This window comes from Paraliobacillus sediminis, assembly GCF_003426055.1.
Map to the genome: position 1 here is coordinate 1092501 of NZ_QJSI01000002.1, position 20301 is coordinate 1112801.

The 20301-nt window shown below is 33.3% G+C and carries 21 protein-coding genes and 2 pseudogenes; 4 read left to right on the forward strand and 19 right to left on the reverse strand.

Features of this window, described 5'->3' with window-relative positions; translation table 11 throughout:
- Positions 1 to 59 precede the first annotated feature (59 nt).
- A complete protein-coding gene (locus D2K60_RS11540) occupies positions 60 to 959 on the reverse strand; it encodes a PhzF family phenazine biosynthesis isomerase (protein ID WP_117170133.1) in 900 nt (299 codons plus the stop codon).
- A 183-nt stretch (positions 960 to 1142) separates the two neighbouring features.
- Between D2K60_RS11540 and D2K60_RS21315 the strand changes: the two genes are divergently transcribed.
- A complete protein-coding gene (locus tag D2K60_RS21315) occupies positions 1143 to 1610 on the forward strand; it encodes a VanZ family protein (RefSeq protein WP_117170134.1) in 468 nt (155 codons plus the stop codon).
- Positions 1611 to 1686: 76 nt separating this feature from the next.
- On the opposite strand, the gene D2K60_RS11550 is transcribed toward D2K60_RS21315, so the two are convergent.
- From D2K60_RS11550 to D2K60_RS11585, 7 genes are all read right to left on the reverse strand, one after another.
- Entirely contained in the window at positions 1687 to 2136 is a 450-nt protein-coding gene (locus D2K60_RS11550; RefSeq protein ID WP_117170135.1) for a DUF1569 domain-containing protein, read from the reverse strand.
- Between the two features lie 1135 nt (positions 2137 to 3271).
- A complete protein-coding gene (locus D2K60_RS11560; protein WP_338048370.1) occupies positions 3272 to 4105 on the reverse strand; it encodes a cupin domain-containing protein in 834 nt (277 codons plus the stop codon).
- A gap of 365 nt (positions 4106 to 4470) precedes the next feature.
- The gene (locus D2K60_RS11565) at positions 4471 to 5181 is read right to left on the reverse strand and encodes a M23 family metallopeptidase (protein ID WP_117170137.1); all 711 of its coding nucleotides are present in this window, start codon (positions 5179 to 5181) and stop codon (positions 4471 to 4473) included.
- 35 nt (positions 5182 to 5216) lie between these two features.
- Positions 5217 to 5606 (reverse strand): tautomerase family protein, encoded by a 390-nt coding sequence (locus D2K60_RS11570; protein ID WP_117170138.1) that lies wholly within the window; start codon positions 5604 to 5606, stop codon positions 5217 to 5219.
- Positions 5607 to 5804: 198 nt separating this feature from the next.
- Complete coding sequence (locus D2K60_RS11575; RefSeq protein ID WP_117170139.1) at positions 5805 to 7073, reverse strand: hypothetical protein; 1269 nt, start codon at positions 7071 to 7073, stop codon at positions 5805 to 5807.
- A 237-nt stretch (positions 7074 to 7310) separates the two neighbouring features.
- On the reverse strand, positions 7311 to 7652 hold the full coding sequence (locus D2K60_RS11580; protein WP_240335301.1) for a hypothetical protein: 342 nt from the start codon (positions 7650 to 7652) through the stop codon (positions 7311 to 7313).
- Positions 7653 to 7673: 21 nt separating this feature from the next.
- A complete protein-coding gene (locus D2K60_RS11585) occupies positions 7674 to 8090 on the reverse strand; it encodes an HIT family protein (RefSeq protein ID WP_117170140.1) in 417 nt (138 codons plus the stop codon).
- Positions 8091 to 8672: 582 nt separating this feature from the next.
- Here D2K60_RS11585 and D2K60_RS11590 point away from each other — a divergent pair.
- Both D2K60_RS11590 and D2K60_RS11595 read left to right on the forward strand, forming a co-directional pair.
- Positions 8673 to 8870: a DUF2281 domain-containing protein gene (locus D2K60_RS11590; protein ID WP_117170141.1), complete on the forward strand. Its 198-nt coding sequence runs from the start codon at positions 8673 to 8675 to the stop codon at positions 8868 to 8870.
- Positions 8863 to 9207: pseudogene (locus tag D2K60_RS11595) on the forward strand (type II toxin-antitoxin system PemK/MazF family toxin). The gene D2K60_RS11590 and the pseudogene D2K60_RS11595 overlap by 8 nt, the downstream one beginning before the upstream one ends.
- An 84-nt stretch (positions 9208 to 9291) precedes the next feature.
- Here the strand turns inward: D2K60_RS11595 and D2K60_RS21320 are convergent.
- From D2K60_RS21320 to D2K60_RS11610, 5 genes and pseudogenes are all read right to left on the reverse strand, one after another.
- A pseudogene (locus tag D2K60_RS21320) lies at positions 9292 to 9401 on the reverse strand (DNA mismatch repair protein MutT); the annotation flags it as partial.
- A gap of 22 nt (positions 9402 to 9423) precedes the next feature.
- A complete protein-coding gene (locus D2K60_RS11600) occupies positions 9424 to 9834 on the reverse strand; it encodes a DUF4306 domain-containing protein (protein WP_162880766.1) in 411 nt (136 codons plus the stop codon).
- 97 nt (positions 9835 to 9931) lie between these two features.
- Positions 9932 to 10414, reverse strand: a complete 483-nt coding sequence (locus D2K60_RS11605) for a DUF4825 domain-containing protein (protein WP_117170143.1) — start codon at positions 10412 to 10414, stop codon at positions 9932 to 9934.
- A gap of 113 nt (positions 10415 to 10527) precedes the next feature.
- Positions 10528 to 10704 carry a hypothetical protein gene (locus D2K60_RS20690; protein WP_162880767.1) on the reverse strand — a complete coding sequence of 59 codons (177 nt, stop codon included), beginning with the start codon at positions 10702 to 10704 and terminating at the stop codon, positions 10528 to 10530.
- Between the two features lie 374 nt (positions 10705 to 11078).
- On the reverse strand, positions 11079 to 12770 hold the full coding sequence (locus D2K60_RS11610) for a methyl-accepting chemotaxis protein (RefSeq protein ID WP_117170144.1): 1692 nt from the start codon (positions 12768 to 12770) through the stop codon (positions 11079 to 11081).
- A 1145-nt stretch (positions 12771 to 13915) separates the two neighbouring features.
- Between D2K60_RS11610 and D2K60_RS11615 the strand changes: the two genes are divergently transcribed.
- Positions 13916 to 14812 carry a glycine betaine ABC transporter substrate-binding protein gene (locus D2K60_RS11615; RefSeq protein WP_117170145.1) on the forward strand — a complete coding sequence of 299 codons (897 nt, stop codon included), beginning with the start codon at positions 13916 to 13918 and terminating at the stop codon, positions 14810 to 14812.
- 98 nt (positions 14813 to 14910) lie between these two features.
- Here the strand turns inward: D2K60_RS11615 and D2K60_RS11620 are convergent, their stop codons facing one another.
- The 6 genes from D2K60_RS11620 to D2K60_RS11650 form a co-directional block, all read right to left on the reverse strand.
- Positions 14911 to 15639: an MOSC domain-containing protein gene (locus D2K60_RS11620; protein ID WP_117170146.1), complete on the reverse strand. Its 729-nt coding sequence runs from the start codon at positions 15637 to 15639 to the stop codon at positions 14911 to 14913.
- Positions 15640 to 15872: 233 nt separating this feature from the next.
- Entirely contained in the window at positions 15873 to 16754 is an 882-nt protein-coding gene (locus D2K60_RS11625; RefSeq protein WP_117170147.1) for an aminoglycoside 6-adenylyltransferase, read from the reverse strand.
- A 220-nt stretch (positions 16755 to 16974) separates the two neighbouring features.
- Complete coding sequence (locus D2K60_RS11630) at positions 16975 to 17571, reverse strand: class I SAM-dependent DNA methyltransferase (RefSeq protein ID WP_117170148.1); 597 nt, start codon at positions 17569 to 17571, stop codon at positions 16975 to 16977.
- 194 nt (positions 17572 to 17765) lie between these two features.
- Entirely contained in the window at positions 17766 to 17951 is a 186-nt protein-coding gene (locus tag D2K60_RS11635; protein WP_117170149.1) for a zinc ribbon domain-containing protein, read from the reverse strand.
- Between the two features lie 610 nt (positions 17952 to 18561).
- Positions 18562 to 18840, reverse strand: coding sequence for an autorepressor SdpR family transcription factor (locus D2K60_RS11645; RefSeq protein WP_117170151.1), 279 nt, complete (start codon positions 18838 to 18840; stop codon positions 18562 to 18564).
- 413 nt (positions 18841 to 19253) lie between these two features.
- Positions 19254 to 20141 carry a serine/threonine protein kinase gene (locus tag D2K60_RS11650; protein WP_117170152.1) on the reverse strand — a complete coding sequence of 296 codons (888 nt, stop codon included), beginning with the start codon at positions 20139 to 20141 and terminating at the stop codon, positions 19254 to 19256.
- Positions 20142 to 20301: the final 160 nt, after the last annotated feature.

The window sequence follows — 20301 nt, forward strand, 5'->3', positions numbered from 1 at the left end:
AACTGGTCCGTTAGTTAATGTATGGCTCCTATTGTTTAATTACACTTTCTCACAAACTATTAGTCTTCTAATAAAACATCGAACGCTTTAACATAAACTGCATTTCCAGTAATCTCTACGTCATGTTTATCTTCATTCTTAGAAACTTGTACCATTACCCGACCATCTTTTTCAATTTCATGACCTTGCTCAACGATTAGATTTAATGGTTCTTTAAAATTGTTATTTATGTATGTGGCATAAAATGCACCCATTACCCCAGAAGCAGTACCAGTAACTGCGTCTTCAATCGTACCTGAATATGGTGAGGAGAAGTGTCGAGCATGCATATCAGCACTAGAATCATAGGTTTCCAAACAAAAAGGATGAACAGATGATTTAGGCATTTCCTTTAATATTTTTGGAAACTGCTTATTATTTGGCACTATTTTTTTAAAACTATCAAGTTGTTTTATCGGTATTAACAGTGTCCAAACACCTGTACTTCCATAGAGTATCGGTAAATCAGCATCAAGGTCTGCTTCTTTTAGTCCGATTGAGTTGGCTAAATCTTCTTTTGAACCCGAAAACACCTTGAATTGAGGAGAAGCCTGTTTCATTGTTATAAATATCTCACTATCAACAGAAATGTTAATTTTAATCGGGAGAATGCCCGCGTTTGATTCAATTGTTAACTCTGTTTTATCTCCTAATATTCCTTTACTTTTTAAAGCATAAACAGTTGCCATTGTTGCATGACCACATAAATTCATTTCATGCCCTGGTGTAAAAAATCGTATTCTAAGATCCGCTACCTCCGATTTAACTGGAAAAGCAGTCTCATTAAACCCTACTTTGAAAGCAATTTCCTGCATTTGGGCATCAGTCAATTCATCACCATTCAACACTACTCCCGCAGGATTTCCCTGATTAGCTTCTTTACTAAACGCATCATAATGATAAACCTTGATCGACTTCACAACTCATCCCTCCAATTGTTTTTCCAATTATCACTAATTTCTTAATTAAGTAAATTACCCCTATAGTTGAATAGTATCGACTATTTATTTCGTCATTCTCTCAGAATTTGCATCCTTTTCATACAAGCACTAATTCCTTCATAAACTTCATAGAACTATAAAAAGGAAAAGAGGGAACCAAATATGAAGGTTATATATGTTGAAAATGATACGTTTCAAAGCGCATTTAATATAGCTTTTGCTTTGTATATTTTTATTTTGTTTATCATAAGTTTTTTAGGAATAAGCTGGTATTCTCCAAGAGTTCAGACTGATTATATTGATGTATCTCATAACATTACTCCATTCAAAACCATATTTACTTACATATTAAATTTTCATCATTATAATTTCGATACTTGGTTTTATAACACAATAGGAAACGTTCTGATGTTTATACCACTTGGATTTTTACTTCCCCTTACTTTTAACAATTTCAAACGATTTACTCAAATAATTTCTACTTCAATCATTCTAAGTTTTGCAATCGAATTAACCCAGTACCTGACTAAATTAGGGGTATTCGATATAGACAAGATAATTCTAAATTTCATCGGGTGTTTAATTGGTTTTTATACCTTCAAACTTACTTGTAAACTACATAGAGGTTAGTGTGATCGACATCTAACATGAAACATGTTTATGTTGAAATAACGCACCGGTTAGTAAAAGTTATCAGTTTGGTTTACTATACACCAAACTGTTTTAAATGATGGTCAAGGTGCTTATAAATTCCTTTTCCCCATTGCTCGGAATTAAGTTTACCGAAAAAAGGATGTGGATGATTTGTACACTTCTGAGGACCACTATTTTGAAATGATACAATTTTTTGTTTTAGTTTTAACTTTTCTGTTTCAAACTCTTTTTTATCTACAATCAAAATGGTAGGAATTGTTGACATATTTTTGGCGAATGGCTTGTCATTATAAAAAACTGGTTTCACAAACTTCCCAATTAATACCCCTAACCAACCTCTAGAAGGTAAAGTATTTCCCATTGCAATGTCTTGAAAGGATGAACAATGTGCCAACATTTGAGCAACATCCATCTTACCCCATTGCGATTTTGAATTTGAGCTTAGAGTGTCAATTCGGTTTAAGATTTCCTCTGCGTGCGATTGATTAAAAATATCCTTCATTATGTGCCCCCTTTAGCATATTTTTCCCCATATCTCTAATTGATTGTTAAAGTACCAGATTCCTAAATAGTCTATATGCAATTAACTGAATGATGGAACAATACATTTAGTAGTCTTTTAATGAATTCTTAGATAATATCGAGGTAATGCTCCTCCCGAATATTCCACCTGAGCCGTTGTTGACAAACTATTAGCTGGTTTAGTTGATGAAAAATGCTCGTATACTATTTCTTTAAAGTACTCGTTTATTTAAAAAATCTTAATTTTTTCTATTCTTATTTTAACATAAATATCCAACCTAATTTCAAAATATAGAGAACTTGCTATTCAATCAATCTGGCCAGCAACTCACTTATTTAAAATTACACGGTTTCAAACCACAACATAAATCCAGATAAAGCCAGAAGTAAGATTGTTCCAAATAGTAATAGTATAAAATGTTTCTTTTTCTTGATAACTAACATTTCAACAACTTGAACCGCAAATGATAATCCTAACGATAAATACATGCCAAAAGGAGGACAAAAAAGAAGATATTTATCAATCATAGTCATGGTTTTATAGAAATAACAAAAGCCAAAATATCCATCATATTTTGGCTTTTTAACTATTCATATTGTTTTACTAACGCTTTATTTGTCTCTTTTTTTGTAATTTACGATAATTAATATTATCACAATGACATATCCAATAGTTGTAATTAAATAAAAACCCTTGGTCATAATGAGAAGAATGATGCTAATTAAAATTAGAACAGCATTATCCTTATTTGTTTTAAATAAACGATAAACTATAATAGCAGTTATTATGACATATCCGATCAAAGAAACAAGGTATATTGCTTCCAATTCTATCCCCTCCATATCTCACCTTCTTACCAATATATCATAACATATATAACCATTATTTAACAAATTAGGAGTAGCCAAATCGACAACTTCTTGTTCAATTAAATCCTACTAGGTTATGCCACATTACTATGTTCTTAATAAGAATGATCGGCAAAAAAATTTTGAGGTTTAGCGACATCTAAACTGATTGGCACCCTAGATGAAAGCACTAAAAAGGATTGTCACGTTGACAATCCCTTAGTTAAATTTTAAATATTTTTCAACGCCTTATTCACATTCTAATTCTACATATTTTTACTTTGCTGAAGAAGTTGAGATTCACCTGTGCGTTCCCATTCTTCAACAGTTTCATATGCCTTTTCAGGAGAATAGCCTTTGCCGACGAGCACTCCCATTAGGATAAATTCCTGAAGTATATGTGTAGCATTAATACCTCTTTTAACGTCCTCTAGCCCTTCTCCAACTAGAAATCCTGTGTACTTTACCCATTCATCCGGGGTCTTACCGAATACATTTGTATTATCGTTACCATGACCTTCCTCCGTGGCCACTACATCTGCTTTGGTGACATGTACAGTACCGAATGGATGATTAGGTGGCGCGTAAATTGAGTAAAGTTTTAAAGGAGTATTGCCTGTATTGGTTAGATTATGCCAATATCCAGCTGGTATCACGATTGCAAAATCATCTTTGACTTTTCTTTCAAAGTTTAAATCATTTTTATTTTTACCCATTTTAACAATTCCTTGACCTTGTTCTATACGTAAGAATTGATCAACATTAGGATGCATCTCCAAACCAATATCTTCTCCAACATTTATTCGCATTAAAGTAACTTGCAGATGTTCACCCGTCCACAAAGCAGTACGAAACGTTTCGTTTTGCTTCGTTGCTTCGTTAATATCTATCACAAATGGATTTGGTCCATAGTCTCCTAAAGAAATAGGAGCCTTACCATTGGAAGATCGAAAATCCTTAAAACCATTTGCATGCTCCACCTCATTAGGTAAAGCTCCGTAAATATACTGTCTTCCATGATCATTCATTGGTGCGTTTGCATAATAAGGATAGTGATATTGCCATGGATACGTGTAAGGAACATAGTAAATTTTTCTCAACCCCTTTATAAATTCTATAAAATCAGCTTATGCATTTATAAAGGGAATGTACTATGAATTCACTAATTTTAGTTATTTCCAATGTATATTTTGGATCTTTAAATCGACATTTAGTTCGTGTGTTAACCTACTCATTAATTTAAGTGTTATTATTATCAATTTTTTACATAAAAACAGAAAAAGCAATGCCTTTTTACAACATCGCTGTTCGTTCAAAATATATGAGGAACCTGCTTTTTCTTGTGGAATAGCACGTATTAGTCAACCGTATTTACCTATAAGGTCACGATGTTGATCATAAATGTTTTGAGATAACTATATCTTCTTTTCCAGTAGTTGCTACTAACGATCATTATTCTGATGATTTACTTAGGACTGACAATAGTGTCAGCGTCTGGAAAAGCATTCTCACGAGTCTTAAGCTCACTTTCTCCTTTTTTCCACTGGGAAAATTCACGGAAGTATAACTGGACGCCTTTTGTAATAGAAAAGTCTGTACTATTCATTGCTTGAATATGGATATGAGGTTGCGTTGAGTTTCCTGAATTCCCACAATTAGCGATATGTTGCCCTTCTGATACATACTGCCCCTCTTCCACTACAAGTGAATCTAACTGTAAGTGAACAATGGCAATAAATACATCAGAATCGTCTGGTGCAATTATTGCGTAATTTCCAACAATCGTTTCCGGTCCCCTACGAATTCTATTACCTTGTCCCAACATATAAGGTATTAATGTAAGAATGGAACGCCGTGCTTCATGATCGGGTTTGCCATTATGAATGCTGACTACTTTTCCAGAAACAGGTGAGACAACTGGCAGACCAAATGCATAGAATATTTCAGGAGACTCGGTACCTAAAAGTGTACGCCAACTTGTCGAAGAACTTGATCGATTTTGCTCATCCACTGCAATAAAGTCAATAGCATAACCTACCCCAAACATATCTGTGCCATGACTCGGCACCCGTTTTGCTGGTGTAGAACCTACTAACCATCTGCCAGTAAAAGACAGAGACCCAATCACGCCTGGACCACTAACAAGACTTGACACAGATGTTTCATTATCATACATACTAAACACCATTCCTATCATAGCAATAAAAAAACTTAAATATTAACTTTATAATTTAACGTTAACTCATCCGCTGGTAATCCTCTGATTCCCCAATTATTCTTCGGTGTTTCAAAAATTGTTATTTCAATATCTTGAGGAGATATATTCAATTCCATTTTAATTCGTTCAAATAATAAATTTATTAACTGCTTTTTAACTTCTATCGTTCTACCTTCAAACATACTAACCTCTATCACGGTATATGCTTCGGTTCTTCCGCTTGCATAATAAAAATTTTCTTTATCCATAGGAAAAAAACGATGGAATTTCTTATCAGGTGGAAATTGAAGTGTTTCCACCATACACGAATGAATAACATCCGATACTCTTTCCTTAATTGGATTTAACTTGTCTTTTACTCCATATATTTTAATTTGCCCCATTCTCATCTCACCTTTCTATTCTTAACTAACAATAAATACTATTCTATGAAGCGAATAGTATTCCTCTTATTCAAGTATCCTGTCACGTTAGTTGAAGTGTAAAATTTCACAATCACTGTATTATCTCTATTACTATTTTAACATAAATACCCAAATATATTATCATATTTGACATGCTAAATGAATCTTTCATAGAAGCTATATATCAGATGTTACTCGCTGCGGCATAATTACGTATCCATTAGCCTTTCTTGATTTTAGAACTTTAATCATTTGCTCCTTCATAGCGGTATTACATGTTACCTGCATAAAAACCTCATTCTTACGACTCGCTGTAAGCTTTATTTTATTTTTTTGTAAAGCTAGTTCGATTATTAATCCTAAGAAGAAACCACCAACTAAGCCTATTAAACCCCAAATAACTGGGCCCCAGTACCATATGAAACCATATATCGTTCCTAAAAGCATAAAAATTGTTCCGCTCACCATCGCTCCGTCCAGCACACTTCTACCATCAACCCGATGAAGGGAGTCAATTATATATGTATCGGATTCAATGTTTTCTAGCGGCAATGCAACAATATCTTTCGATCGTATTCCTATCGTCTCCATATCATGGATAGCCATCTCTACAAAAGGGGAATGTTCAAATGTGGCAATTATTTGTATTGTATCTTTTTCTAGCGTGTTTTGTTTTTGTTGTGCCAAGTTTTCATCCCTCACTCTAAGGTAACGTACTTGCTCAATATCGTATAATATATTATTTTCATTTACCGCTACATAGGCTTGATAGATAGCAAAAGCAAACATAGAAGGCAAGAATAGGAACCATTGCCAGTCCACCATTGCGGTTGCATTGTTAAAATCCCCAATGAAAGAATAAAACCAGCTACCAATCGTGTTAGCCTTATAGGTAATAAATATCCACCATGCCAAAATAAATGTACCTGCAATCGTATGACCACTATATAATTGTCCTAAACCAGGTGATAATGCTGACCAAACTGCTGCTAACAGAGGGTTTTTCTTAGAGACGATGACTATATCAAAAGCGCTCACAACTGAAGGTGCGACAGGGGCATCCTCCACTTCGGAGAGAATGTGACTTTTGCTTATTTCAACAGCAGAGTTATAACTATCCCAGATACTAAATATATACGCTCCTATGTATAGCAGAATCCACTCCTCGTTTATCACTGCTTTTGCCTCTTCGAACCTACCATGCATGGATAAGGCTATTCCCATGTTTAGATTAGCCTGCGTGTTTACCACAAGTTCCCAAATAATCAGTATAAAACCAGGTAAGTACCTACCTAAATAGATATGACCAAAACCCGGGAATGTAAGCGACCACCAAGCAGCTACCCAAGGAATTCGAGGATAAACGGAGTTAGCACCAAATGTAGATAATGCTCCTTTTGCATAGCGAGGTTTTATGGTAGCTGACTGAAACTTCTGATGTGGCATAGGCATCCTCACTTTCGGCTTGAAATCTTTTATATCATTCCAATAAATTACAAGTATTATTCGTTTTCTCTTAATTTACCTTTTGTAATTAGCTACTTGATCAACTGTTGGTGCTCGTGTATTGATATCCATACCAAAAGGACTACGTTTATTAAATTACATACGTAGTCCAAATTTTTTTATTGTATTGTTGAAATATCGCACTAAATTGCATAATTAGTTAACTTATCAAACCGTCTAATTAATAAAATAATCTTTATAATAAAAAGCTGTTATAACGAGCGCTACTACGGTATATCCAATAGCAGTGTAGAATGCGACACTAGGGTTAAACGTTTGTTTTTCTTCATCTATTTTTATTCCAGTTTGGGCTTGTGTATTCATTCTAATACTAGTAGATCCTATACCACCTGTTGAATTCATGAATCGTATAATTCCTACAACTACAACACCAACAAAAAGAGAATATTCAATAAACATTCCACTAAACAAAACTGCGACACCCCAATTAAGAAGTAGCATGACACAAACAGTCACAATTGACCAAATTATATTCTTTCCAATCGTAATCCCCTCCAATAATTATTCTCTTTTTTTATACTATTCTTGTACCTTTCGTTTTACTCTCTTATTTTCAGGTTGTTTTAACCAATAACGAACGCCTTTTCCCGATAACGGCTCATCGTTATACCTTGGGATGACGTGAAGATGACTGTGGGGAATAGACTGATTGGATACTTCACCAACATTCCAACCAAGTGTATAACCATCAGGAGAAAACGCGCTATCTATATACGCTTTAGCATTTTGTAAAAGTTCATATGTATCGTTCCATTCATCTCGTGTTAATTCAAAGGTATTTGCGTGATGTTTTTTAGGAACGATTACTGCAGAACCTTCCAACACATCTTGTTCTTTATTATGCTGTAGCAGGTAGCATGTTTCATTTTCAGATAATATATTTTGGTCTTTATCCCTCTGAAAATTACAAAATGGACAATTTTCTTGATATTCCATAATTTTTCTCATCCTTTATATATTATTGAATTATTCTGATTTTAACATATCTACTAATTCTCTTGTTGAACTCTCGCACCCGTCATAACCGTCCAGTTTTCTTTAAACCCGCATTGAGTTTACGAATAGCGAAAATAAGAAGTAAATCCACCCATAATATAACCTATAATGGCTATTGAAGGGATGTCTCCGCCATTAGTAAGAATGCTACACTTTGAATCCATGATCGATTTTTTTGCGCTTATCTTCTTTTTAATTTCCCAGAAACTTTGAACACTGAATCTACCGAAGTTTCTAAAACATCAGTAATACCAAATGCGAATTAAAAAGAAATCAATTCACAAAAAGAGTGGTATAAAAGGTGACTTTTTACTTTGGATAACTATTGATTTCATGATAATCGGATTTGTTGTTCTATTTTCTATGAAAAAAAAGTAAATGTTGAGAAGGCTTTTTACATTAATACCGATTTTACTGAATGTATCTTCTACTAACGGCTGCCTTTACCTAAATACCAATGGTTTGTAGTATTTGGAAATGGTATAATTAGATAAAACATTCATGGAAGAGGTGATGAACATCATGAATACTGCTAAGGAACGATTACTAAAAATTATTGATGAAATTCCAGAACGAGAAGTCGATAAAATATTAGACTTTGCTGAATACTTAAAGACAAAAAAAGACAGAAGTTTATCAGAAGATTTAACACAAGCGAGCGAAAGTAGCATTGATTTTTGGGATAATTATATAGATGATGAGGTTTGGAATGATGTATAAACAAGGTGATATTGTTTTAATTCCAGTACCATTTAGTGACTTATCAAATAGAAAACAACGCCCTGTTCTCATTATTTCAAACGATAATTATAATTAGATGACTGAGGATATTCTTGTTGTTGCAATTACATCACAATTAAAAAACCTTGATTATTCAGTCGTGATTAATGAAAAAGACTTAGCCGAAGGTGCGCTTGAAGTCACATCCGCAGTGAGAGCTGACAAAATTTATACACTTTCAAAAGGAATTATAAGAAAAAGATTTGGCAAAGTGAACAACGAAGTATTAAATAGTGTTCGAACTAAAATAGAACACTTAATAAAAACTAGTAATTAAAATTTGTATAAAAGGGCTGCTGTAGGCAGTCTTTTTTTTGTAAAATGACGCTAAAATATAGGAACTCTCTTTTCATAGCTGTGCCAATGTTTCATTCTCTTCTAAGCTTCCACCAGGTAGATCGTATCGGTTTATATATGGACCACCATTTATATATCATTAAAAGTTCCAGCTTCTATACATAATCCATAGATATCAAATGCCCTGTGATATTTTTTATGACTCACAAATTAGTCCCCCATTTTTTTCCCTTATGGATAAAAGAACTGCTGCAACTAAATTGATAGCGCCAATAGTTAAGAAAGTGACAGTGAAATATCTTCCTCCAATAGTTGGTGAGTCAGTGACTACTATTCCAAATAAAACGTATATCGCAACTAATGAAAGTAGGAAAATAGTTACCTTTTTTGTATCCTTCCTTAATAATAAATAACCACTTAAAATTAAAAGATAGGTTAAGCTTAATATAATCAAAGTTGGAAATATTGGATTGAATTTTGCAGCGTATATAAAATGGTCTAATTGCGATATATCTGAAGCATTTGTTATCTCTCCATTAAACTTTTCTGAGAATATTGCTGTATATTTCCACTCCCACGGGTCATTCCTTAATCGCACTACCTTCATACCACGTAACACAAGTTGAAAATACCACTAATATCGAAGCTAATATATATTGCACTATATATTTCATATTGAAAAAGTCTCCTTTAACGCTAATCCGTTACTTCAATAAATCGTTTACTTTATCCGCATCTGCTAGGTATTCTTCGGTTAGTTTTCTTAGTTCATCTTCACTTGAATAAGCCCTTAATTCTTCACCATACCAACTTTGTACATTTTCTCTGCTTAACTGATAATCCTGATGTTCAAAATTAAATCTAACCCACTCTGCATTTTGAACTAAAGTAAAAATAAATGTCGCATTATAAATTGCTGTTTCTCTATACTTTTTTTCTATTTCCTCTGCTTCTATCTCTTCATAATTTAAAATCATTCCATAAGGTTCTTCTTTAGTCTTAAGTTCAAAATCTTTAAGATCTTCTCCATTTGGCAATTGACTAATAATGGTTCCAACCGCGCTGTTATCTCCAACGTACGAATCTTTAAACTCAAATATATCCACATTAGTATTAGTAGAATTACAACCATTCAAAAATAATAAAATGAATATTGAAAAAGAGAAAAATCCAATTGTTTTCGTCATGCTTTATTCCACCTTCTAATTAACTATTTACATGATAAATACATCTTTTAAAAATTCGATTAGCTTACTTTCATTTAACAGTTGAATTTTAAATACCTTCCTATTTTGCTTGATTATCTTTGAAAAATGATGGCGATTAGCCAAACTATACCTTTAAATAACCAAATTAGAATCCTAATAGGAAGAAAAAGCAATTCAGGAATCCAAGACAGTATTTCTGATATATATAAAGACCTTCTCATTTTTTTATCAGTGCGCTCTCTTTTTCTCAATTGCTCGTTAAAACCCATTTATATTCCTCCTAAACTTAGCATCATAACCAGATAATCACCATCATTTTAATATTGATTCTCAAATCCTTAAATGAGGGAACTTATTGAATCACGCACCTCTTTCAAATATTTTACCATAATAAACCTTATTTGTTATTAAATAATACCCACATAGATATGATTACAATAAAAATATTTTCACGGTGAAGTTTACATTAATTTTCAACTGTAATTGTAAAGCTAAAGCTATCAAATGTACCTATATTCTGAATGTCCAAGACGTTTCTCTCTCAGATGCCTTGCGAGTATCATTGTAAAACTTGGTCGAAATAAAAAAAGCCTGATCTATTTTCATAGATACAGGCCTTTCTTATCAGAAATTTATTTAACCTTTAAACTTTAAATTTGCTGATTAAATCTTGGAACTCCTCCGCTAAATTTGATAATGAATTTGCTGATGCAGTAATCTCTTCCATTGAAGCAAGCTGTTCCTCTGCTGAGGCTGCAACATTTTGAGAGTGCATGGATGTTTCATTGGAAATTTTTGTGATACCAGTAACCGTGGCAGAAACCTCTTGCGTACTAGCGGAAATTTCCTGAGCTGTTGCTGCCATATCCGTTATCTGTTCCGATAACTGTTCCATAAACACGTAAATTTCTTTGAAGTTTACTTCTGTCTGTTTTACAATATTCAAGCCCTCTTTTACATCTACTGACACCTTATCAATTGATTGGTTTGAAAGCACCATATCCTCTTGTATTGCTTTGATAAGATTTGAAATTTGGGAGGAAGATATTTGCGACTGTTCAGCTAATTTTCGAACTTCATCCGCAACAACTGCAAATCCCTTTCCATGCTCACCAGCTCTAGCTGCTTCAATTGCTGCATTCAGTGCCAAAAGATTCGTTTGTTCTGCTATATTAGAAATGACTTCAGTAATCTCTCCTATTTCTTGAGATCGATTTTCTAATGTTTTCATTACCTTAGCACTCTGTGTAACAGAGTGACTAATTTCATTAATTTGTTTAACTGTATTGTCTACAAACACTCCGCCTTCTTTTGCTTTCTCAGTCGCTTGTGAACCTACATCTGAGATTAATGAAGCATTTTCTGCAATAGCTTGAACACCCGTATTTACTTCTTCTAAGGATGTCGCACTCTCTTGAACGCTGTTAGTTGCATGTTCTGCACCATTTGCAACTTGTTGGATAGACTCTGAAATGGTTTCAGTGGATTTGCTTGTTTCTTCTGCACTTGTAGTCAATTCCTCAGCTGATGACGCTACTAAATCAGAAGTTGAAATGACTTGATGCATCATTGATTTAAGATTAGTAGCCATTTTGTTAAAGCTAGTCGCCAAGTCACTTAATTCATCTCCTGCTTGATCCTGAATTTCAGACCTGAAATCACCATCACCTGCTAATTCAAGCGCACTTGCAATAGTTGTCAGTCTTTTTCTTAATCTTCTTGTAAATATATATACCAATAGTACCGAAATACCTATCATAATAGCTAATACTGTTAAAAATTTAACTAAGAACGAATTTAAAATGCTATTAATCATTTCATCTGCCGCACCAACATAAAAAATCCCAATTACTTCTCCAGATCCATTTTCAATTGGCATATATGCTGTTTGATATTGATTTCCTGCCACATCAGCCTCACCATAAAAACTTTCCCCATTCGTGATAACTGATTTAATAACCTCTGCTGAAGCTTGTGTTCCTATAGCGCGTTCTCCATCTAACATTACATTAGTTGCGATTCGTGTATCGCCTTGAAAAATTGTAACTGTATCCTCTGTATCTTCACCTATCTTATCAACAACTTCAAAATTATCATTCATTAATGTGGTACCTTTATACAACTGGTTATTCTCAATCTCCCAATCCCCAGGATATTTGTTATCAATATAGCGATATGCTAAATTCAAATCTCCTTTCGCTTTTTCAACAGCAAACTCTTTTACACCATCGGTAATTTCTCGAGTCACCACAATTCCGATAACTGTAGATAAGATAAGAATAATTCCTAACACGATTAAATTTATTTTTGTAGCTAATTTTAGTTTTAAATTCATTTCATTCACCTCATATTGATAAAATGTAAATCTATAATTTATTATCTTCCATTTAACTATTAGTCTAAAAAATTCTGAATAGGTATATATTTACAAATAACAAAAATGATGGGCTGTTTTTATACAGAGACCGTCATCTTCTTTTGTAATAATTACTCACTTTGACTATCTATAATTCACATTCAATTTTCAAGATGAATACGTAGTAATATTCACCACATTATTAAGATGCTACAAATTTTGTTTTTTTGGTATTTTAGTCAGTTAAGTAAATCATAGTAAAAAGAAATAATGAATTTGTAACATTTTATTGATAGATTTCTGACTTCTTGTTCCATTATTCTTCTATTTTACCGACGCAATCCTCCGTAAGACTCACTTCTAAAGATGAAGGTTATTGGAGTTGTTTAGGTGGGGTAGACGGCTGCTAACACACTAATTGTAGTTTCTCTATATTTAAAGGATTTCAACTTATTATCCCACTAAAAATTCACCTCTTTCGATTATGATTTGAATGCATTCGACAATCCAGCTACATTAGAACTTTATACGCAGACATGTGGATTTTTTACCCCTAAATACTTTAAGTTTGCTAGTATTCTGCAATCCATTTAGTAATATGATAATATCATGATCAATTAGAAAATAACAGATTTTATTTCATATTTCGATAAAATTAGACAAATTATTCATTTTTTACTTTGAGTGTAAAATAATACCAATCAACTTCAACCTTTAATATCTTCCTTTGCTTATAACTTTCTTTTCAACAATGAATATGCCAATCAATTAGGTTGGATTTCGCCAGTTGAATTCCACTGTTGTGATAAGCAACATATAAATCCTCCGAAACCAGTTTACCTGAAGCAAAAATGGATAGAATAGTCTATAGACGGAGCATAACAAAGTAAATAAACGTTTTAGCATTGGAAATTATCTCATATCTAACCTGTATATTCTATTTGGACATTACAAATGGTATTTGCTGTTTGAGGAATACATCAAAGAAAAGGTATAATTTAAGATAGTTCGTTTTTTTGGAAACTTCATACGTTCTTTACTATTTAGGACATAAATGAAGATAACTATGAATTGCTACATATTAGAAAAATATTAGTAAAACTAACTAGAGGAGTGTATCATACATGTTTAATTGGAAAAAGATTGGGGTTATTGCTAGTTTATCTTTATCACTTGTAGTCGCTGGGTGCGGCCAAGAAGGGTCAGATGATTCGGCTAGTGTAAGTGAAGAATTGGAATATAAAATTACCGGTATTGAGCCAGGTGCAGGACAAACTGAGACAAATGAATTAGCTATAGAGGAGTATGAAAGTCTTGCTGGTTGGGAACAAGAAACATCTTCATCAGCTGCCATGTTAACGGCTTTAGGTGATGCTATTGATAACGAAGAACCCATTATTGTCGCAGCATGGTCTCCGCACTATATGTTTGCAAAATATGATATCAAGTATTTAGAAGATCCTGACCAAGTCTTCGGTGAGGAAGAACACATTACAACAATTGTAAGAAACGGATTGGAAGAAGACATGCCTAATGCTTACACGATTCTTGATAGACTTTATTGGGAACTACCAGTCTTGGAAGAAGCCTTACTTGATGCACAAGAAATAGATTTTGATTTTGAAACAGTAGCCCAAGATTGGGTGGATGAGAATTCAGAAATAGTTGCAGAATGGACAGAAGGGGTAGAACCTGTTGATGGTGAGTCATTAGATTTAGTTTTAACTCCTTGGGATGCAGAGAATTTTACAACGAATGTTGCTAAAATTGTATTTGAACAACAAGGGTACGATGTTACACTTACACCAGTTGATCCATCTGTTATGTTTGAAGCAATAGCAACTGGGGACTCTGATGCTTCTCTTTCTCCATGGATGCCTGCAACGCATGGTGCGTTCTATGCAGAGTATGAAGGTCAATTTGAAGACTTAGGCGCGAACGTAGAAGGCGCTCGGATCGGTTTAGCTGTACCAAGCTATATGGAAATTGATTCAATTGAAGATCTTGAACCTGCAGAGTAAGCAAACTGCATACTAAATAGAAATGCTCCTCTTTAAAGTAGCTTGACTACTAAAAGGGAGCATTTCTTTTATTTACAGGCTTCATGTTATTTTTAAATTCATTCAAGAAGGTGGATTTCATCATCGACGTGAATATCTCCTGTTTTTATCACAGAAGCATAAACGCCAAAGTTATTGTTATTTTCTTTAATCACTGTTTTATGTAAACTCGAATCTCGTTCTGAATCATCAGGATTAACAGTAATGATCATACACCTTTTACAATGTCCGACGAATTCCATTTCTACTTCAGTTCCTATTTTAATACGTCGTCCAATCCATTCCTCTTCTATAAAAGGCCTCTTTTCCTTTAATGAAATGAATAAATTAGGACGAAACCTTCTCAAATCAACTTCATCTTTCCCCCATAGTTCGGTCAACTTATTTAATGAAGCATCTGTTGCAAGCAAAACGTGTTCTACTGCAATTGGGCCAATTGGTACATGCACTGGGGTATATCTCCTAGTGGCTATTTGCCGTTTGGATTTATATTCCATTTCGTTAATTAATGTTTGATCTTCCCAATCAAAAACCTTTCCCTCAGGCGTAGTTATTTCGACCTTAGGATATGCCTCCATTGATTCTTCTCCGACAAAACGTGCTTTATATCGAACCATTTCTTGAAATTGTGTGATCGTTAAAAAATTTCCGCTTTTTGTTTCATCTAAATAAGTATGACTACGATCTCCATATAACCCATACGCCATTATTTTAGATTGTTGCACACTTTCTCCACGAAAAGATTTTACCGGATGACGAACGATTTCTTTTATATGACCGATTAACATTTCATTCACTCCAATATTAATTTTATTCTATTGTGAGTTTAACAGAAAGAAGCAGGAAAAGAAGCAGGGGACGGTTCTCTGCTTCCATTAAAAAGAATGAATCCAACTTTTAAAGAACATTCATATTATTATGGAAATTATCGAAGGGATCAAGTTGAGGTTGCAACTGTTTCCTTCCACAATGAAGCACAGAACCGTCCCATGCTTCCACACCACTTCATACACCCGTTCACTTAATATATTCCCTTTGCATTAGAAGGTAAATTTCTAACACGTTTAAGGTAATTAGTCATGTTTCTATCATCATCAATTGGATATGTAAAATTAAAATGTTCCGCAACTTCTTGAGATAAAGTTCTAAACAATTCACAAGTGGCAAAGATTGATTCCCATATATTTGTATAATCGGAATTAGAATAGGTTTCTTTGTACATCTTCCAATATGATTCTGGAAGGTATGCTTTAAGATACTTCCCTAGCTTTCCAGTAGATATTTCAAAATCATGCTGCATGCCAATCCACCAAGAAACCATATTATCTAAAGGCTCTCTCATCGTATATTCATACATTTGTTTTGCGTATGGGAGTTCATCACGCCAAATCCCTTTGGCAACATTTTGTGAACACCACCAGAATTCGTTCGTAAAATGATCGTATTCACCTTTAGTCGGCTTTTTGACATGATAATCTAAATCGGTAGGACTTGGGATCGCAGGCAAAAGATTATCTTTGTCCAATAATGGAATAGTGAGCTTATCTATTCCATACGCATCAAACGTAACTTCTTTCGTTTCAATGGTAAGGTCTATTCTGTTTCCATCTGTAAAGAGCATTAAAAAAGCATAAGACTTAGTGAAGTCAACATTCATTGCCCTATTAACATCATTTTTTTTAGGTTCTTGCATCATGCGTAACTCTCCAAAAGCATTGATCCATGTCTTATCTTTTATAAAAGATGCTGTATCTGTTACAACATATACGATATCGAAGTCCTGAAAAATATCTTTTGGAACGTTAGAATTAGTTCGGGAACCGTTCATATATACGGCCCGAATTCGCTCATCTTCCCTGGCTGTGTTTAAGACTATGTCCAACATTTCTTGTTCATTTCTCATACAATAATAACCCTCCTTTCTAATTAGAGATTCCTCATAATTACTTTATTCTATATAAACACTTCAATTCCTCCTAAGTAGTACCAACGATCTTTTTAACATCCTCAATTAGTTATGAAAGAATATGGCCCTATACACAAATAAAGGGTGCAATTCTTATTATAGAATTACACCCGATTGTTGATGACACCATTAGTTTAACAAGCCATTATACTCATAATTACTTTATACTACTAGATATAAACATTGAGGAATCTTGATTCATAAAAATACGATTCCCATGATAGAATGTCTTAATTTCATTTGATTTAAATCCAACTTCGGATAACCTTTTTTTCAATCCTTCATGTGAAAAGCCGTTATGGACTTTCGGATGGTTTATTTTATCGTTTTTGTCAAAGTCAATAATAATGAGCTTGCCACCATTATTTAAAATGTTGTACAACTCTTGTAAAATCTTTATAGTATCTGGAATATGATGAAGGACTAATGACATCAAAATTATGTCTGCTTTAAGTTCAGGGGTTTCCTGAGTAAAATCTGAATAAAGCACTTTTGAGTTTGTCATTCCTCTGTAAGAAATCTTAGCTTTCGCAATCTCCGACATTTCTTTTGATGAATCTACCATCAGAATAGAATCAACTAAATCTGATAATTCTAAACTAATTAAACCAGTACCACTCCCATAATCTATTAATGATTTTGGCTTACTATTTCGCAACTCTGCCCTTACTTCCTTAACTATAACTTTTGCTAATTCAATTCTTGCTTCTGTATCATATCTTTTTGCCATCTGTTCAAAAACGTTATCTTCCATCAACAACTCTCCTATTTATTAAAAATGAAAATCACTTAGCGGTCTTATACCAAGAATAAAAATATTGAATACAATACTCTCTTTAGACGCTTATTCGTAGTATTTATCCCCCTTTGGGAGTTACCTGATTAAGTAATGAGCCGAAATCCTCCTATTTAGGATTCGCACCATATAGCTCACCAATCAAAAAGAAATTATAAAAACTTCTCTGGTTTCCTTACTTTTAGAGTCAATACATAACCGCAATTTACACAAAAATAAGCATCAACTTCGGAACTTTTTATAATAGCTTTTCTCTTAAATAATGATCCGTATCCTTTGAATTCCCCCACTTCCACCTCTTTTGAACCGCACTCTGGACAAATCTTATTAGTCTTCAAAGAAACTACCTCCAATTTCAATATGATTGATAGGCCCTATACGACAGATAAAAAGATACAATTAATGTACAAAGAAGAACAAAGAAGAAACCAATCATCATCAGATTATTTGGAAGAAACACACAAAGTAACATTGTGAGACCTCCTATGAATAATGGTAAAGAAAATGGACGTATTACAATATTCCATAGTTGATTAAATTTTTCTGTGTGTTCCTTGCTATTATTTAGATCAAGTCGAAATCTTGGAAGCGTATTAGCTGTGGTGATAAGAACGATACCTACGCTAACCGGTACTAAATATAAAAGGTTAACTTCTATACCTGTTACTAATTGAATTAAACCAAGATGAATTATAAACAGAATTATAGTAACTGATAGGAAAATGCTTTCGATCCCTTTTTTATATCGGGTATAAGAGCTTTGAAATGATATGAGTTTTGGAATAATAATTAAATTACTGTTCACTAGACACATTGCGAATGGGACACTAAACAATATTACTTCAGTTGCCCCGTATTTTGATTCTGCAGCTGTATTTGAAAAATACAAATAGACACTAATGGCAATAGATAAGAAAATAAGGAAGTTAATGCAAACTTTTTTTATCACTATTCATCTCCCTTTCCGTTTGAATTAAACTGAACAATCCACTTCAAAACATCCTGAAAAACGGTTGAATTTAAAGAGTAATAAACATACTGTCCTTTTTTGATGGCATATACTAATTCTGCATTCTTTAGAACAGATAGGTGTTGAGATATTCCAGCCTTACTCATTTCAAAATTCTCTGCAATTTCTCCAGCAGTCAAATCCCCCTTACGTAAAAGGTCTAATATTTTTCTTCTATTTTCATCGGATAGTGCTTTAAATAATTCATTGACGGACAACCAGTTTTCCTCCATTTACATATATTTAAGTAATTAAGTAATTGCTTAACTACTTAAATTATAATCAAAAAGATTATAATGTCAATAGACATACCCATATTTTATTAAATTAACCTTAACTAAAATGATTCAAAAAATAGAATATCTGTATTTAAATCCAGCCAACACATAAGTAAAAGCACATTCCTTTTTTACAGAAATGCGTCTGATTACTGTAAATCAAAATTCACAAAAACGCCATCGGCAATTAATCTCAGGGTTCCCGAATCAGCGGTTTTTTTCAAAGTTTCACTCCCGTCGTGCGTTAGATAAGCGATAGAATATATGATTAATCAATTCTTGTTCGTTCCCATTATATTCTCCAGCAAATAATGCATCTTTTACAATTGGAACGTTGATTATACTTTTTATAATTATTGATTTAAAGCAAACTTCCAGGCTTCATAAAATTCTTTTACCGTAGAATATCTTTTATTTCGTTCCTCATCGACAGCTCTTTTTGCAACTTCATAAAGATTTTCATTAGCTTCCCATTTTGAGAAGGAACGATCTAATTCACCGCCCAATAGTCCAAACACAATAGCTCCAATATTAAACACATTCGTAACAGAATCTATTAGGGATCCAAGTTCATATTCTTCAGGGGATTTCGAACGATTTGAGCCCCAAAAGTTCTCACCCAAATCATTTATTGAAGGTGATTTTCGATAAAAATCAATATCGCATATTTTTGTTTCATCATTATTAAAGTCATACAGGATACTGCCATCATAGAAATCTACTGCAACATATTCTTGCAACTCTACATAAGCATGAAACGAAAAGATTGCATCTATTGTATTTAAACGTTTTTCCACATCTAATTGCTTAAATCGATAAAATGGTGATCTAGGGTTTGTATATTTTTCTAAACCACTGTATGACCAATGAGCGTGCAAACATTCACCATCAAACCATTTAAATATTACTGCAACTCCATGATCGGTGGCGAAATAATCCAATAGATTGATTAAGTGTGGATTTTTTAATGCTTGATAAACTGGTACAGCTTGTTCCAATCTATCAATAGCATCTTTGGGATTCCCACTAAAGTCAATAGGTTTTGCACCAGCATATTTAACAAAATACTTTTGATCATTTTTTTCAATTCCGAAACTTATATTTCCTGAATCTTGTTGGTCAAATACACAAAAAACCGAACCCAATTGTTTTAACCAATCGAAATTATGCTTTTCTTGTAGTTGAAACTCTACTTTATTAAGGGTCAACGTAATAGCATTTGTTTTATCAACATTTTCCAAAATATCATCCTCCTGTTTTATAAGTAAGGTATACCGAGTTATCTAGGCTTGGTACGCTTCAATTAAATTAAATGAATTAATTTCAAGTTATCGTATTTCATAAATCAATGTTTCCTAATCAATTATTTATTCGACCTTTATAGATAGATATTTAATATGC

Coding starts and splice junctions, on each gene's coding strand:
- D2K60_RS21315 (WP_117170134.1), top strand. CDS start 1,143: ATGAAGGTTATATATGTTGAAAATGATACGTTTCAAAGCGCATTTAAT.
- D2K60_RS11550 (WP_117170135.1), bottom strand. CDS start 2,136: ATGAAGGATATTTTTAATCAATCGCACGCAGAGGAAATCTTAAACCGA.
- D2K60_RS11565 (WP_117170137.1), bottom strand. CDS start 5,181: ATGTATGATAATGAAACATCTGTGTCAAGTCTTGTTAGTGGTCCAGGC.
- D2K60_RS11570 (WP_117170138.1), bottom strand. CDS start 5,606: ATGGGGCAAATTAAAATATATGGAGTAAAAGACAAGTTAAATCCAATT.
- D2K60_RS11575 (WP_117170139.1), bottom strand. CDS start 7,073: ATGCCACATCAGAAGTTTCAGTCAGCTACCATAAAACCTCGCTATGCA.
- D2K60_RS11585 (WP_117170140.1), bottom strand. CDS start 8,090: ATGGAATATCAAGAAAATTGTCCATTTTGTAATTTTCAGAGGGATAAA.
- D2K60_RS11590 (WP_117170141.1), top strand. CDS start 8,673: ATGAATACTGCTAAGGAACGATTACTAAAAATTATTGATGAAATTCCA.
- D2K60_RS11600 (WP_162880766.1), bottom strand. CDS start 9,834: ATGAAGGTAGTGCGATTAAGGAATGACCCGTGGGAGTGGAAATATACA.
- D2K60_RS11605 (WP_117170143.1), bottom strand. CDS start 10,414: ATGACGAAAACAATTGGATTTTTCTCTTTTTCAATATTCATTTTATTA.
- D2K60_RS20690 (WP_162880767.1), bottom strand. CDS start 10,704: ATGGGTTTTAACGAGCAATTGAGAAAAAGAGAGCGCACTGATAAAAAA.
- D2K60_RS11610 (WP_117170144.1), bottom strand. CDS start 12,770: ATGAATTTAAAACTAAAATTAGCTACAAAAATAAATTTAATCGTGTTA.
- D2K60_RS11615 (WP_117170145.1), top strand. CDS start 13,916: ATGTTTAATTGGAAAAAGATTGGGGTTATTGCTAGTTTATCTTTATCA.
- D2K60_RS11620 (WP_117170146.1), bottom strand. CDS start 15,639: ATGTTAATCGGTCATATAAAAGAAATCGTTCGTCATCCGGTAAAATCT.
- D2K60_RS11625 (WP_117170147.1), bottom strand. CDS start 16,754: ATGAGAAATGAACAAGAAATGTTGGACATAGTCTTAAACACAGCCAGG.
- D2K60_RS11630 (WP_117170148.1), bottom strand. CDS start 17,571: ATGGAAGATAACGTTTTTGAACAGATGGCAAAAAGATATGATACAGAA.